12 protein-coding genes are annotated in these 15028 nt (G+C 50.2%); 8 read left to right on the forward strand and 4 right to left on the reverse strand.

The features are described from left to right. From ftsZ to recN, 4 genes are all read left to right on the forward strand, one after another. Window positions 1–1767, forward strand: a complete 1767-nt coding sequence (gene ftsZ, locus BLS62_RS24095; protein ID WP_093187223.1) for a cell division protein FtsZ — start codon at window positions 1–3, stop codon at window positions 1765–1767. A gap of 247 nt (window positions 1768–2014) precedes the next feature. Next, window positions 2015–2977: a UDP-3-O-acyl-N-acetylglucosamine deacetylase gene (gene lpxC / locus BLS62_RS24100; RefSeq protein ID WP_200798619.1), complete on the forward strand. Its 963-nt coding sequence runs from the start codon at window positions 2015–2017 to the stop codon at window positions 2975–2977. A gap of 153 nt (window positions 2978–3130) precedes the next feature. Then, window positions 3131–3997 (forward strand): outer membrane protein assembly factor BamD, encoded by an 867-nt coding sequence (locus BLS62_RS24105; RefSeq protein WP_093187226.1) that lies wholly within the window; start codon window positions 3131–3133, stop codon window positions 3995–3997. A gap of 33 nt (window positions 3998–4030) precedes the next feature. Further along, window positions 4031–5716 (forward strand): DNA repair protein RecN, encoded by a 1686-nt coding sequence (gene recN, locus BLS62_RS24110; RefSeq protein WP_093187229.1) that lies wholly within the window; start codon window positions 4031–4033, stop codon window positions 5714–5716. Window positions 5717–5772: 56 nt separating this feature from the next. Here the strand turns inward: recN and BLS62_RS24115 are convergent, their stop codons facing one another. After that, window positions 5773–6285 carry an HPP family protein gene (locus tag BLS62_RS24115; RefSeq protein WP_093187233.1) on the reverse strand — a complete coding sequence of 171 codons (513 nt, stop codon included), beginning with the start codon at window positions 6283–6285 and terminating at the stop codon, window positions 5773–5775. A gap of 133 nt (window positions 6286–6418) precedes the next feature. Between BLS62_RS24115 and BLS62_RS24120 the strand changes: the two genes are divergently transcribed. After that, window positions 6419–7000 carry a TetR/AcrR family transcriptional regulator gene (locus tag BLS62_RS24120; protein ID WP_093187237.1) on the forward strand — a complete coding sequence of 194 codons (582 nt, stop codon included), beginning with the start codon at window positions 6419–6421 and terminating at the stop codon, window positions 6998–7000. A gap of 30 nt (window positions 7001–7030) precedes the next feature. Here BLS62_RS24120 and BLS62_RS24125 read toward each other — a convergent pair whose 3' ends face one another. Further along, the gene (locus BLS62_RS24125) at window positions 7031–8305 is read right to left on the reverse strand and encodes an N-acyl amino acid synthase FeeM domain-containing protein (RefSeq protein ID WP_093187241.1); all 1275 of its coding nucleotides are present in this window, start codon (window positions 8303–8305) and stop codon (window positions 7031–7033) included. Between the two features lie 271 nt (window positions 8306–8576). Here BLS62_RS24125 and BLS62_RS24130 point away from each other — a divergent pair, with 271 nt between their 5' ends. The 3 genes from BLS62_RS24130 (at window position 8577) to ligA (ending at window position 13328) form a co-directional block, all read left to right on the forward strand. Further along, window positions 8577–9503: a ThiF family adenylyltransferase gene (locus tag BLS62_RS24130; RefSeq protein ID WP_208991071.1), complete on the forward strand. Its 927-nt coding sequence runs from the start codon at window positions 8577–8579 to the stop codon at window positions 9501–9503. Between the two features lie 229 nt (window positions 9504–9732). Next, window positions 9733–10971, forward strand: a complete 1239-nt coding sequence (locus BLS62_RS24135) for a glycosyltransferase family 87 protein (RefSeq protein ID WP_093187244.1) — start codon at window positions 9733–9735, stop codon at window positions 10969–10971. A 164-nt stretch (window positions 10972–11135) separates the two neighbouring features. Continuing rightward, window positions 11136–13328: an NAD-dependent DNA ligase LigA gene (ligA, locus tag BLS62_RS24140; protein ID WP_200798567.1), complete on the forward strand. Its 2193-nt coding sequence runs from the start codon at window positions 11136–11138 to the stop codon at window positions 13326–13328. A 46-nt stretch (window positions 13329–13374) separates the two neighbouring features. Here the strand turns inward: ligA and BLS62_RS24145 are convergent, their stop codons facing one another. Together BLS62_RS24145 and BLS62_RS24150 are read right to left on the reverse strand one after the other, a co-directional pair. Then, window positions 13375–14163: a hypothetical protein gene (locus BLS62_RS24145; protein WP_208991072.1), complete on the reverse strand. Its 789-nt coding sequence runs from the start codon at window positions 14161–14163 to the stop codon at window positions 13375–13377. Window positions 14164–14215: 52 nt separating this feature from the next. Further along, window positions 14216–14734, reverse strand: coding sequence for a DUF4142 domain-containing protein (locus BLS62_RS24150; RefSeq protein ID WP_093187250.1), 519 nt, complete (start codon window positions 14732–14734; stop codon window positions 14216–14218). Window positions 14735–15028: the final 294 nt, after the last annotated feature.

Consider the following 15028-nt stretch of genomic DNA (forward strand, 5'->3'; position numbering starts at 1 on the left):
ATGACAATCAACCTGAAAATGCCTGATATTCAGGAATTGAAGCCCAGGATCACCGTGTTTGGTGTTGGTGGCGGCGGCGGAAACGCTGTAAATAACATGGTAACAAGTGGCCTTCAGGGCTGCGATTTTGTTGTTGCTAATACGGATGCACAAGCCTTGGCTCTTTGCCAGGCTGAACGTGTTATTCAAATGGGCGTTGCTGTAACAGAAGGCTTGGGCGCTGGTTCCCAACCTGAAGTTGGTGCAGCAGCAGCCGAAGAAGTTATTGACGAGATCAACGATCATCTGTCCGGTTCGCACATGGTGTTCATCACCGCGGGCATGGGCGGGGGTACCGGTACAGGTGCTGCACCTGTTGTTGCTCGTGCTGCGCGTGAGCAGGGGATACTTACGGTAGGTGTGGTTACCAAACCTTTCCAGTTCGAAGGGTCCCGTCGTATGCGTGTTGCCGAAGCCGGCATCGAAGAGTTACAACGTAATGTTGATACTCTTATTGTAATTCCAAACCAGAATTTGTTCCGCATTGCCAATGCGCAGACAACCTTTGCTGATGCCTTCTCCATGGCTGATCAGGTGCTGTACTCCGGCGTTGCGAACGTGACTGACCTGATGGTCAAAGAAGGTCTCATCAACCTCGACTTTGCCGATGTACGCTCCATAATGCGTGGCATGGGTAAAGCGATGATGGGTACCGGTGAAGCTTCCGGCGAACAGCGTGCCATTCAGGCTGCTGAAGCTGCGATTGCGAACCCGTTGCTTGACGAGACTTCCATGAAGGGCGCGCGCGGTCTGCTTATCTCCATCACTGGTGGTAACGATCTGACGCTGTTTGAAGTGGACGAGGCTGCAACTCGTATACGCGAAGAAGTTGACCCAGAAGCAAACATCATTCTTGGTGCGACCTTCGACGAATCTCTGGACGGTATCATCCGTGTTTCTGTTGTTGCTACTGGCATCGACAAGGAACTGCGTGAAGACATCTCCCCGGCTGAAGTTCGTATGGCTGAACTGACAGAGCGTCTGCAAAGCGCAACAATGTCTACGCCCAGTTCCACGGTAGCTGCGCCGATAGAAGTAGCTCCTGCACCGACCCCAGTTCGTGCGATGCGCGCGATGGGATCATCTGTTTTGGACACTCACATGCATTCTGAACCAGTTGCTTCTGCAACGGATCCGGAAGTTGAGATTGCTCCATACCAGGCTCGCCGTTATGAGCCTGTGCAGGAATATGACGCATTGGACGAACCAACTCAGGCCTATGAAGAGCCAACTTCAATTCCTGAGCCGTTCATTCCACCTGTTGCACAACGGGCAGAGCCTCAATCACGTATGCCACGTGTTGAAGACTTCCCGCCTATTGCACAGCGTGAAATCCGTGCACGTACACAACCAGAAACAAGCGCACCAGCTCCACAGCCTGCAAGTGCAACTCCACAGCCAGCTCCTGCAACTATGATGCAGCCAGCTCACGCTATGGAAGAGGCACATGTTGAGGACGACCGTCGTCCAATGGGCTTGCTGCGCCGTCTGACGGGTGGTCTTGGCCGCCGTGAAGACGACCACATGGAACAACACCATGAGCCAGTACAGGCAGATGCGTTTGTGGAAACGCCGCGTCAGCCTGCAGCACCGCGTATTTCTGAACCACAGAATCACGGTGCATCCGGAAATCATGATGCTGGTGGACGCCCTGCGCCTGCCCGTACACAGATGATGGAAGATGATCAGTTGGAGATTCCGGCGTTCCTTCGCCGTCAGGCCACCTGATTATCAACAGAACTCGCGCCTCTCGAGCAGCAATCCGGATTTTTCCGGATTGCTGCTTTGCGCTTTTTTTATAAATTATCCGTAAATATGCCTAAAATTATCAGTGCGTTACAAACCGTAATAAAGCTTTATTTTATTTGGTAAGACCCTCGGGCTATGTTCCGGTCATCCCGGTGGGGTATTCGAAAGTAGTGGCTCATGGGGACCTGCAATGGACCTAGAGCAGAAATATAAAGGCTGGAAAACCATGGGAATGCGTGTCGAAAAACAGACCACGCTTGCAGATAGTGTAACCCTGAATGGCATTGGGGTTCACTCTGGCGGTCCAGCTTCCATTACGCTCCACCCAGCAGACGCGAACTCCGGTATTGTTTTTCATCGCAGCACCAGAGATGGTTATGTTGAGACGGAAGCAAACTGGAAGCATGTAACTGCAACATCTTTATGCACCGTACTGGGTGATCCTCATGAAAACGGTATCTCCACTGTTGAACACCTGATGGCTGCCTTGCGCGGCATGGGTATCGATAATGTGACCGCTTACATTGATGGCCCTGAAATGCCAATCATGGACGGTAGCTCCGAAGCCTTCGTTGAAGCAATCGAACAAGTTGGCGTGAAAACCCTGAATGCAAAGCGTCGCTTCATCCGCATCAAAGAAAAGGTGCGGTATGTATCTGGTGATCAGTGGTGTGAACTGAACCCACATGATGGCACTCGCTTTGACATCACCATCGACTTTGATCATGCGAAGATTGGTCGTCAGCAGCTCACGTTTGACCTGACACCTGACGTTTTCCGCAAAGACATTTCACGCGCTCGTACATTTGGTAGTGTGCAGGACGTAGAGAAGCTTTGGAAACTTGGTTTCGCTATGGGGTCTTCTTTAGATAATTCCATCGCTCTGGATGGTGATCGGATCCTGAACCCAGAAGGCACACGCTGGACTGACGAATTCGTTCGCCATAAAAGCCTTGATGCGATTGGTGATCTGGCCCTTGCTGGCCTGCCGATTCTTGGTGAGTACCGCAGTTATAAAGGCGGTCACCGCATGAACCACTGCATTCTTGTTGAGCTTTTCAAGAATCCAGATGCTTTTGAAGTGGTTGAAGCTGACGTTGCTCTGGAAGAGCGTCATGTCCGCGAAAAAGGCCATGCAGAGCTGATCGGTGGACTGCAGGCTGCTGCATTCGGGCCTAACGTCTCTTGAGGCAAAAATAGTTATTCAACGGTTTTTGCCTCTATTCCGACATAAATTCGAGGCAAATGCTGTGGTACTACGTGACGTTATCCAAACATTGAGATAGAAGCGTGAAATGGGAGGGATTTTACCCGAATCCCAACACGATAGGAGTCGGAGACATTGCTGCGTTCAGATGCTGCTCGGAATGCTTTGGGGACCAATCGCCTCGGCAAAGTTATTAGATACGCCAGTTTGGCTGTTGCGCTCGTTGTTGCGGGTTGTGCGGCCAAGGATGATATTGATCAACTTGCGCTGAATGATACCCCTGCAGAAGTTATGTTCAACCAGGCTCTTGCTCTTCGCGCTTCTGGCGATGTGAAGAGTGCAGAGAAGAAATTCGCTGAACTGGATCGTGTTTACCCTTACTCAGAATTTGCACGTAAATCGCTCATCAACATTGCTTATCTGAATTTCAAGATGGGCAAGTATCCTGAAGCGATTTCTGCTGCCAACCGGTTTACCTCGCTCTACCCAGGTAACAAAGATTCCGCTTACGCGCTCTTCATCATTGGCGAATCCTACTTCCGCCAGATCCCTGATGTTGGTCGTGATCAGTCTGCGACTGCCAAAGCGTTGCAGGCGATGCGTGAACTTATTCAGCGCTACCCAGATTCCGAATACACCAAGCAGGCACGTCAGCGTATCCGCGCGACGGAAGATCAGCTGGCTGGTAAGGAAATGGAAGTTGGTCGCTACTACCTTGCGCGCAAAAACTACCTTGCCTCCATCAATCGCTTTAAGACAGTTGTCACCAACTACCAGACAACCCGTCACGTTGAAGAAGCACTCTACCGCCTGACCGAAAGCTACTATGCGCTTGGTGTTGTGAATGAAGCGCAGACGGCTGCAGCTGTTCTGGGTCACAACTTCCCGCAGAGTGAATGGTACAATGACTCCTATTCTCTTTTGAAAAAGGGTGGTCTTGAGCCGAAAGCGGGCAGTGGTAGCTGGCTCACCAACGTGTTTAGCGATATGAAACTCCTATAAGCCGTTAACGGATACGGAGTTACTTGAAGAATTATGCTGGCATCACTTTCTATTCGGGACATCGTTCTTATCGACAAGCTGGATTTGCATTTCAGTGATGGGATGAGCGTGCTTACGGGTGAAACGGGTGCCGGTAAATCCATTCTTCTTGATAGCTTGAGCCTTGCCCTTGGTGGGCGAGGCGATGCCGGTCTTGTTCGGCATGGTGAAGACCGCGGTCAGGTGAGCGCGGTTTTTGACGTTCCGATGGGCCATTCTGTCCGGGCGCTTCTCAAAGAAAATGAATTAGAGCACGACAGCGATATTATCCTGCGCCGTATTCAGGCGTCGGACGGGCGGACCCGTGCGTATGTGAATGATTCCCCTGTGAGCGCTGGCTTGTTGCGGCAGATCGGCTCCATGATGGTTGAGGTTCACGGGCAACACGATGACCGTGCGCTGGTCGATCCTGAAACTCATCGCCGGTTGTTGGACAGCTTTGGTGGGTTGGAAGGTGATGCGCACAAGGTGGGGCAGTGTGCTAAAGCCGTCCGCAAAGCTGAGAAGACCCTCAAAGACCATGTGGCGCGGATTGAAGAAGCCCGCCGTGAAGCGGATTATCTTCGCTCTAGTGTTGATGAGCTGAGCACGCTTGATCCTCGTAATGGGGAAGAGAACGAGCTCTCTCTGCGTCGTCAGGACATGATGCAGGTTGAGAAGGTTGCTGGTGATCTGCGTGATGGGTATGAGGCGCTTGACGGATCAGGCTCGCCGATCCCTGAACTTTCCAGCCTGTTGCGCCGGCTGGAGCGCAAGGTTGATCTGGCACCCAATTATCTGACCAGTGTTGTGGAAGCGATTGGCAACTCCATTGATCAGCTGGAGGATGCGCGCGCCGGTTTGGAGCAAGCGCTGCGTGATACGGATTTTGACCCTCGTGAGCTGGAGCAAACGGAAGAGCGTTTGTTCGCTTTGAGAGCTGCCGCACGTAAGTACTCGGTTCAGCCTGATAATCTTGCCAAGCTGCGTGAGCAGATGACCGGAGATCTTTCCGACCTTGATGCGGGTGAAGACACGTTGCTGGCACTACAGGCTGGCGTGACGAACACTCAGCAGACTTACGATAAGTTGGCGGTATCCCTTTCCAAAAAGCGTCAGAAGATAGCGAAAGCCCTTGAGAATGCTGTTCATGCCGAATTGCCAGCCCTGAAGCTTGAGCGGGCGCGATTCATCATCAACATTGAGAGTGATGCTGCGCTGCGCGGGGCGTCTGGTATCGACACGATTGAGTTTTGGGCTCACACCAATCCGGGCACGCGTCCCGGACCGATGTTCAAGGTTGCGTCCGGTGGCGAGCTGTCGCGCTTCCTGTTGGCGCTCAAGGTGTCGCTGGCTGATAAAGGTTCTTCTCCAACGCTGGTGTTTGATGAAATCGACACAGGTGTGGGCGGTGCTGTTGCTGAAGCAATTGGTGTGCGTCTTGCTCGCCTTGCTGAAAGTGTTCAGGTGCTGACTGTAACGCACGCACCGCAAGTGGCAGCTCGTGCCAAGGGGCACTTCCTCATTCGCAAGGATGAGGTTGCCAAGAACCGCGTTGCCACAAAAGTGAGTGAGATTGCGCTTGCAGATCGCCTTGAAGAGATCGCCCGTATGCTTGCCGGTTCCACCATTACAGAAGAAGCCCGCGCCGCTGCCAAGCGGTTGATGGGGCAAACCGGCGAAATCGGTTTGTTGCTATAAGCTGCAGGTCTTGCCCTCTGTTTCTCCTCACCGAATGGCAATCTGAAGCCTTGTCCTTACCACCAGTAGCTGGGGTAAGGCGCGCGCTTGCATAGGCGCAGGAATATCCATGATACGACTACCAGCAGTATCGCACCTGTCAGGGTTGGGAATATCAGAAAGTCCCACGCAGGTTGCCCGAGGAAGATGATTACCGGATTGGAGCCAGCAGGTGGATGTACGGTTCGCGTTGCCATCATTACAGCGATTGCAACCCCTGCTGCTAAGGCAAGAGCCCACCAGACCGGCCCGAACAAGGTTAGAAACAGTAAGCCGACGAATGAGCTTAGGACGTGGCCAGCAATGATGTTCCTTGGCTGAGAGAATGGAACTTCCGGGAACCCGAAGATGAGGACGCAGGAAGCTCCAAACGAGCCGAGGAGTAGGGTTGCTTCTAAACTGCCATCAAGTATTGCCAAGGAAGTAATGGCAATGACACCTCCAAGTCCTGCGATGAGAATATGACTCGAGGGATGTTTGGGTGGGAGTGGGCTGCTAGTTGATTTGAAGAGGTCTTGGATTTGCGGCATCAGGATTCTCGTTTCTCTTTGACGTAATGCGCGGTGGGTGCACTGTAATTTGTAGGTAGACCAATCAGTCTACTTGTATAAATAGACAAGTCGGTCTACCACTGTCAATAGCGACTACAACGGAGTGTTTGGGATGTCCGAGAAACGTCAGCAGCTCATCACGAGTGCTTTTGGTTTGTTTTATGAAAAGGGCGTACACGCAGTTGGCATAAACGAGGTTCTCGCGGCCTCCGGTGTTGCCAAGAAAACGCTCTATAATCATTTTGCAAGCAAGGACGAGTTGGTCTCTGCGGTGCTGGATCACCGCAATGAAGCTTATCTGAGTTGGTTACAACGGCGGTTGGACACAGCGGATACTGGTCTGCCCCAGGTCGATGCGTTGTTTGATGCATTGGATGATTGGTTTCATGACCGCGAAGAGGCCCTGTTTCCATTCCACGGTTGTTTTTTCATAAACGTGAGTGGTGAGTGTGGAGAGCCAGACAGCGCTATTCACCAGCAATGCGCAAAACACAAAGCGGATGTTGAAGAGCTTGTTCTCACCGCAATGAAAACGCTTGGCTTGTCAGCGGAGAAGACTGAAGAAATTACAGAGGCTTTGTGCCTGCTGAAGGACGGCGCTATTTCCAAAGCGCGTGTGCAGGGTGATAAAACAGCTGCCGTTAAAGCTAAAAGAGCGGCACGGCAGCTGGTGAGAAGTATCTTGAATTCCTAGTTTGGAATTTTGCGAGGCAACCTTTAGGCCTCACGACCCGAAATGAACTTTGTCTTCCTCATCAAGATCAGTTGTTAGGTGGTATTCAGTCAGGCGAGGGCTTTGGGTTGCAGCCCCTTTATTCTTCAGCAATAGATCGATGAAACGCATGGAAGACGGGTATTCCTGAAGGGTTGCATTGACCCCATTTCCCAGCGAAGTTACCCGAATCTGAGCTTGCGCCGTGTTGTGATCACCTGTGGTTATTTGGAGTGTTTTACCATCAAGCAAGGCAGATGGGTTTTCGGCTGAGAGAATTATTTGATTACCCTCTAGGCGCTGAACCACAACAGGTACGCTTTTGTTGGTTTTAAGCCGTACGACCGCCTGAATATTTGTATCGAGAACCGGAGCTGGGTTGCTCACTCCATAGCAACTGAAAACGCTGTCGTATTCGGTGGAAGCATAATGCTGCCGCAACAGGTTGAGGTCATCTGGAGAAAGTGCCGCTGCCCCTTTGATGGGTCCCTTGAGGAGGGCCTCCAGCTGTTCTGGTGACCAGAGGTTTCCGCTGTAAACAGTCGCTGCATGGCGGGGAATTTGAAAGCTCTCAAAGTCGCTCTCAAAATGATATTTATACATATTTCGCCATTCAGGAGCCTGCGCATACACGTTGGCGTAATCTGCCTGCATGGACGCAAGGTCCAGACGAGCGCCCACTGCTGACGTTCCATTTACATAGTCATAGGCGTCGATAACCTCATCGCTCAGTCGCTGGAATAAGAGGACGTCCTCATATAAACCCATATGCTCGGGCGTGCAGGCTATGACCAGGTCATGAATGCCAAGTGTGTCTCTTGCAATCTGGAATAGGTATTTTAACATGGCGTGTTTGATGTTGTCGGGGTGGGAACGGTAGTTTGGATGTACGGTGAAGGAGGATGCTTCTGCTGTTCGGCGATCCCATTTTAAGTGATCCGTTAGGGAGAAGATACTTTCGACGGGCAACTCCTCTTGTGATTTTATGATTATGGTCGTGGTGGCAATCACAGTATCGCCCGCCTTTGCAATGAGCGTATAGCAGGAGGGGAGAACGTAGAATGGCGTAAACCTATAGCCGGTCTCGTTGACCTTCATATAGCCAACCTCGGTGTAAGAATCATAGAGGATCTTGCAGGTCTGAGTGAGCTCATCCACTGTCTCGACAAGTTTAAATGTGATGCCCTCAGGTGCCTTCGACTGTAGGTTAAACCTGCTTGTGTAAGCAGAATGAGCCCTCAGCTTTGCTTCTCCGTTAAGTGCTGGCGCGGACTTCTGATTATGCATTATTCAATCCCCCACATGTAAAATCAAGTTTAGTTATTAAAATAATCATGACTTAACTTAGGGTTGTGAGTCGCGATGTAATGTAAAGATTAAATATAACTAAAGTATTATTAACGTTAATCTTTTTTTTATATTTAAATCAGATTGATAAAGTTGGAATTTATCTTATTCAAGTTGTGAGTTTGTTTTTATTACAACTCTGATAATCGTTTATTTCAGAAATTTAATTACCGGTTTCTGGAATTTATCTTCAATTTTGTGGAGGAAGCTATTGGCAGTACTTATTGCATCTCAATCTGAGAAGTCGTCAACCGATGGGCAATTGAGCTCGAGTTTCTCTTATGATGAGGCGTTTTCTCGCAACATTGGCTGGGTGACCACGGATGAACAGCAAGCCTTGAGAGGGAAACGCGTTGCGATTGCTGGGATGGGGGGTGTTGGTGGAATTCACGCCGTAACGCTGGCCCGGCTTGGCATTGGAGCCTTCAGCGTTGCCGATTTTGACCGCTTCGATATCGTCAACTTTAACCGCCAAATCGGGGCCACTGTACGTACCCTGAATGAGCCCAAGGTTTCTGTCATGGCCGAGCAGGTTCGTAACATTAACCCAGAGGTGGATCTGCGGGTCTTTTCCGAAGGAGTGAGCGACGACAATATCGAGAAGTTTCTGGACGGCGTAGACCTGTTTGTGGACGGGTTTGACTTCTTCGTTTTAGGGATACGGCGAAAGGTATTCGCTCGGTGCCGCGACCTTGGTATACCCGCTGTGACAGCAGCCCCGCTGGGTATGGGAACGGCTTACCTTTGTTTTACGCCGGATAGCATGCCGTTTGAAGACTACTTTCAATTTGAAGGTGAGGAAGAGGTTCATCAGTACTTGAAATTTATGCTGGGCCTTGCTCCCAGTGCCTTGCATCGCAGTTCACTTGTTGATCCTACGCAGCTTAATCTTGGTGAGAGACGCGGACCTTCCACCGCTGCGGGGTGCCAACTGGCCGCTGGTGTTGTGGGCGCGCAAACCGTCAAACTTCTTTTAGGCCGAGGCCCGCTTAAACCGGCTCCGTGGTACCACCACTTTGACGCCTATGAAGGTAAGTTTGTATCAAAACGCCTGCCTGCCGGAAACGGCAATCTCTTCCAACGACTGAAACTATGGCAGCTAAAACGCCACATGAAGGACGTGTTAGCTGCGGCGTAGTTGATTGCATAAGAGAAGGGGCTGCGGATGCTTTCATGATGGGATCAACACAGAAACCTGACGAGTCTCCTTAGCTTTCTTTGTTCTAATCCATTTTGTAGAGTGCCGCTTCCCTTTTTATACGCGGTTTCATTTCCCTAAGGAAATCTTAAATTACGTAGCGTATTCAATTAATTAACCGTGGATCATGTAAAGTCCTCATCAACTAAATCCTAATGGAGGCCGGTTGATGTCTGTTTCGTTTGCCCGCTTGCAGATCTATTTTGTTATTGCCTTGCTGTTGATTGTGGTGGTCTATCCGATCTACTTGATTGGGATGTCGCCAAGCCTTGATGCGATTGATCTGCGCCGTATTGGGGGTGACTTCTATGCCTTCCTGATGGCCTCTAAGTTGGCTGTCTCCGGGCAGGCGGCTCAGCTCTATGACTTAGAGTGGTTTTACGGTGAAATGCAGCGCAATGTGGAGAGCGGGTCCGGCTTTAATGCATGGTTCCATCCGCCTAGCCTGCTTGTGTTTCTGGTCCCGCTTTCTGGCCTCACCTACCTGCAAGCCTACAGCTTGTGGATGGGCGCGGGCGGTGCGTTTTCCCTACTCGTCTCTTTCAGCCGCAAGGCACCTATTCGGGCCGTCACGTTCTTTCTGCTTGCGCCTGCGACGTTGGTGAACCTGTTTTACGGTCAGTTTGGAATGCTCGCTGGTGGGTTCCTCTATGGCGGCTTGCGGTTGATGAATCGACATCCGGCATGGGCTGGTGTTTTGCTGGGCTGTGTTTCCATCAAGCCTGAGCTGTTTATGCTGATCCCGATTGTTCTGATTGCCCACCGCAGTATCCTAGCATTTTGCTCTTGCGTTGCCACTGTGGCGTTTCTGGTGGATGCATCCTCGGTGTTCTTCGGGTCCAGCTTGTGGTGGATTTATTTGGAGACCGTCCCGTCCTTGCTTGCGACGGTGATGGAAAAAGGTGAGGGCAGCTTCCTCTATCTGATGCCTTCTGCGTTTGGTGCTGTTCGGGCTTTGGGTTTTTCCGCGACCTCTGGATATATGGTGCAGTTGCCGTTTACGATAATGGCCCTTGTGGTTTCTTATTGGTTGTTCCAGCGGGATCGCGATCCGGTTGCGCGGAATCTGGCCTTCACACTTTGCGTGTTGCTGGCAACGCCGTTTTTGTTCCTTTGGGATTATGCAGTGGTCTCGCCTGCGCTTTATCTTTACGCCATGAAAACCGGTTTGTTTGATAACCGTGAAGATTCGCCGTTGTTTGAACCTCTACTTCTGTTTGCCGTATATTTGCTGCCCATCATCAACATTGCTCTTGCCGCGCATAATTTCCCCGTTGGGCCGATCTTCACTGCTTTGGCCTTGATGGTTGTGATTGTGCGTATGGTCAGCTCCTGCGAGGTGCTTGGTGAGGAGGGGGATAACTTCCCTGAGGATGGGAATAATGATGAAGAACTGGGCGCGGCCTGAGAAAAGACCGTTTTTCAGAGGAACGCAGGGAAAACGTGAAAAACGCAGATCCACGCAAAGCAATTCACAAAACCTTGCAAAGTGAGACACGTGAATTCCTGTCCAAATCCATTGTTCTTGCTGGCTTGTAATCCTCAGGGGCGATAAGGATAATTCCCTTATAGATGACGAGACAGGTGGGTAGACCGGTGAGCCTTGCTGATACTTCTTTGAAAGACGTTGGAGCCTTAACTGCTGAGGACGCAGCGCTTGAGCTTGAGCGACTGGCAGGGCTGATTGCTGAATACGATAAAGCCTATCACACCGAAGATGCGCCTGTTGTTGACGATGCGACCTATGATGCCTTGCGCCGCCGCAATGTGGCGCTGGAAACTGCTTTTCCTGAGCTTGTGCGGGCAGATAGTCCAAGCGAACGGATTGGCGGGGCTGTTTCTGAAGGCTTTGGCAAAATCACCCATGCGGTGCCCATGCTTTCCTTGGACAATGCTTTTTCCGACGGTGATGTGCAGGACTTCATTGGCAAGGTGCGTCGCTTCCTGAAGTATGATCCGTTGATGGGCGCGCTTGCTGTCACGGCTGAGCCCAAGATTGACGGCCTCTCCCTATCATTGCGCTATGAAAACGGCAGGTTGGTTTATGCGGCAACGCGGGGTGATGGCACCACGGGTGAAAATGTAACGTCTAACGCGCTGACAATTCAGGATATTCCGCAGGTGTTGCCTGCTGGCGTGCCGGATGTGGTTGAGGTGCGCGGTGAAGTTTACATGGCACATGCTGATTTTGCATCGCTCAATGCCCGTATGGAAGCCAATGGCGGCAAGGTGTTTGCTAACCCGCGCAATGCGGCGGCGGGCTCGCTGCGTCAGTTGAATTCGGAGATCACCAAGACCCGCCCGCTAAAGTTTTTCGCCTATGCATGGGGCGAAATGAGCGACATTTCTGCTGATACGCAGATGGGAATGGTGGAGTTGTTCGGGCAGTGGGGGTTCCAGATCAACCCGCTGATGAAACGCTGTGAGAGCGCCGAGGAATTGCTGAAAGTCTATCATGGAATTGAAGAGGACCGCTCTGGTCTCGGCTATGATATTGACGGCGTTGTTTACAAGGTGGACCGGTTGGATCTGCAGGGCCGTTTGGGTTTTGTATCCCGATCTCCACGGTGGGCAATTGCGCACAAATTCCCAGCAGAGCGAGCATTTACTACCCTCAATGCCATCGAGATACAGGTTGGGCGCACAGGGGCATTGGCGCCAGTTGCAAAGCTTGAGCCTGTTACCGTTGGCGGTGTTGTGGTTTCCAATGCATCGCTCCATAATGAAGACTACATTAAAGGCATCGGTCAGGACGGCGAATCTATTCGTGGTGGCAGGGACTTACGGGTTGGCGATACGGTCATTATCCAACGTGCTGGCGATGTTATTCCGCAGATCGTTGATGTTGATGTGAGCAAGCGTACTGCTGAATCGGTTTCATTTGAATACCCTGAAATCTGTCCTGCTTGCGGTTCTCATGCTGTTCGTGAAATAAACCCGAATTCAGGTAAGGTTGATGTCATTCGCCGCTGTACTGGCGGTTTGATTTGCCCTGCACAGGCTATTGAAAAACTAAAGCATTTCGTATCCCGCAATGCCTTGGATATTGAGGGTCTTGGCGAAAAACAGATTGAGGCGTTTTATGAGTATGACATGGACAAGGGCGGTGTTCGCAGCCCTGCCGACATATTCACGCTAGCAGAACGGGATAAGAGCTCATTTAACAAGTTAAGGAGCCGCGAAGGGTGGGGCGCTGTCTCGGCGCGTAAACTGTTCGATGCTATTGATGGCAAACGCCAAATTGAGTTGAACCGTTTGATTTTTGGCCTCGGAATTCGCCATGTCGGGGAGGGGAATGCCAAGCTGCTCGCTCGGGCTTATACCTCCTGGACTGGCTTTAATGAGGCCATGAATTCTGCGACGGATACGACTTCGGATGCCTATCGTGATCTCAACGATATTGATGGTATCGGCGGAACTGTTGCCAATGCCTTGGTTGAGTTCTTCGCGGAGGAACATAACCGAGAAGCCCTTGATGCTTTGCTGGCGGAAATTACACCACTTAATGTTGTTGTTGCCGATAGCTCAGGCAGCCCTGTTGCAGGTAAAACACTCGTGTTTACAGGTAGTTTGGAACGGATGAGCCGCGATGAAGCTAAGGCGCGGGCCGAAAGCTTGGGCGCGAAAGTATCAGGCTCGGTCTCCCAGAAAACGGATCTGGTGATTGCTGGACCTAAAGCAGGTTCCAAGCTTACCAAGGCACAAAGCCTTGGCATTGATGTTATCTCAGAGGACGACTGGTTCGAGCTTGTCGGCGACAATTAGAAGCAAAATGGTCAGGCTCTTATAAAATTCAGTCGTGGTCCGGGGTTTACCCCGGGCCGAACTTCAGTGTAGCGACTAGCTTTACTGAGGCTTCCGCTTTTTTACCGATGTAAACGAGCAGGTTTTTCTTGTCGTATTGCACGCTCATCTCAATTTTTTTGGAAACGTCTTTTTTGAGTTTATCATAAGCTTTGGTCACGTCATCACAAAGCTTTGCAAGTTTATCGTATTCCAGCTTTTTCTTGGCCACAACAGGTCTTGCTTTGATTAGTTTTTTGAGTTCAGTTTGAGAATCTATAAAATTCTGATCTTTCTTAGGGTCCAGTTTTTTTTCTACTAGCCTGCTTTCTATTACATCCAGCATTTGTTTTTTAGCACTGATCTCAGAATCCAAACGGCTCAAAGCATTAGCGTAGGTTAGAGCTGCTTTTTTCTTCTTCTCTACAGTTTCAATTTGCGTGCGTGCTTTGGCAAGTTCAGGAGCTGCGTCTACATGGTTGTCATAGGACTGCCGCATAGCTCCTTTGCCTTGAAAAATTGCTTTATCGAAGCGTCCTTTATCAGCAGAATTCAGGCCGACACGGCTATTAATCTGGCTCCAAAGCGAAGAGTAAGAGCCGTAAAAGTCGTCAAAGTTTTTGAATTTACACAATACCTGCGGCATGTTTTTTTCTCCATCAAGGTTGGGTTCGCATACTGCTAGATCTAACAATAATTCTGGAGACAAAAGCATAGGAATGGGTTTAGAAAACTGACGGTTATTGCGACTAATCCAATTTGAATTTAGCTTCAATATAGAGGGGTTTTTACCTAAGGTAAGATCAAGTGAAACCATCAGAATACTGTTGACCCTGACGGATAGATTCAATCAATGTGTCGCTAGATAACTAGCTGATTTGTTTGCGAATTTCTGCGAGCATCGTTAGATGCGTATGGATGAATGGTACCAAGATAGTTGCGGTTGCAACATTCACGTTGATCGGATTTTTACCAGATTCAGGCATTTGAACTGCCAACAAGTCTTCGTGACCAATAATTTCAGTCGAGATATAAAGCCGGTCAAAGTCTTCTCCAGAGGCAGCTTCAAGTTTTTTGTAGATATCTTCTAGTGCTGGCGGGCGTGGCGGTGCAATTGCGCCCGTGGATTCAATCAGGTGCGACACAGCTGTTTGCTCGCCTTTTTCCAGTTTGGCGAACTGGCGAACCAATGGGTTGGATGCCTTTGTTTCAGCCATCTCGCTGATCGCGAGGGAAAACGGGCTAATTGTGAGTGTTTTATCGACGTACTCACCTCCCGCATGATGATCCGCACTGGCGGAGGTGATGAGAGCGGGAGTGGCCAGCAAAGCGCCAGATAAGCCGATGAGTGTTTTTCTACGAGAAATTTGTAACTTACCAGTATTCATAGTTTTTCTTTCAGGTTGTTACGAGTCTACAAACTATATCTTTGGGGTTTGACCTTGTATGGAGTGAGCGTGCCGCTGTGAAATAGCTTATAATGTATTTTTCTATTTAAATTACTAAGTGCTCCTTCCTATTTTTCAGTGTTCTGAAGATCTCTTCAGTAAAACGCCGCAGGTTAAATTAGTATTTGACCAAGAGTAGTTGAGTGAAGGTGACCCGTGCTGCAAAACGATGTGTATCGCTTCGTAGATCTCTCGCATCTTCAACGCTGTTGCTATATTGTTCTTCATTAAGTA

Source organism: Pseudovibrio sp. Tun.PSC04-5.I4, from assembly GCF_900104145.1.
GTDB lineage: Bacteria > Pseudomonadota > Alphaproteobacteria > Rhizobiales > Stappiaceae > Pseudovibrio.

What these genes read in the sequence shown, in the direction of transcription:
- BLS62_RS24125 (WP_093187241.1), bottom strand. Translation starts at nt 8,305, where the DNA reads ATGCATAATCAGAAGTCCGCGCCAGCACTTAACGGAGAAGCAAAGCTG.
- BLS62_RS24115 (WP_093187233.1), bottom strand. Translation starts at nt 6,285, where the DNA reads ATGCCGCAAATCCAAGACCTCTTCAAATCAACTAGCAGCCCACTCCCA.
- ligA (WP_200798567.1), top strand. Translation starts at nt 11,136, where the DNA reads ATGACGAGACAGGTGGGTAGACCGGTGAGCCTTGCTGATACTTCTTTG.
- BLS62_RS24145 (WP_208991072.1), bottom strand. Translation starts at nt 14,163, where the DNA reads ATGGTTTCACTTGATCTTACCTTAGGTAAAAACCCCTCTATATTGAAG.
- BLS62_RS24135 (WP_093187244.1), top strand. Translation starts at nt 9,733, where the DNA reads ATGTCTGTTTCGTTTGCCCGCTTGCAGATCTATTTTGTTATTGCCTTG.
- BLS62_RS24150 (WP_093187250.1), bottom strand. Translation starts at nt 14,734, where the DNA reads ATGAATACTGGTAAGTTACAAATTTCTCGTAGAAAAACACTCATCGGC.
- BLS62_RS24120 (WP_093187237.1), top strand. Translation starts at nt 6,419, where the DNA reads ATGTCCGAGAAACGTCAGCAGCTCATCACGAGTGCTTTTGGTTTGTTT.
- lpxC (WP_200798619.1), top strand. Translation starts at nt 2,015, where the DNA reads ATGGGAATGCGTGTCGAAAAACAGACCACGCTTGCAGATAGTGTAACC.
- recN (WP_093187229.1), top strand. Translation starts at nt 4,031, where the DNA reads ATGCTGGCATCACTTTCTATTCGGGACATCGTTCTTATCGACAAGCTG.
- ftsZ (WP_093187223.1), top strand. Translation starts at nt 1, where the DNA reads ATGACAATCAACCTGAAAATGCCTGATATTCAGGAATTGAAGCCCAGG.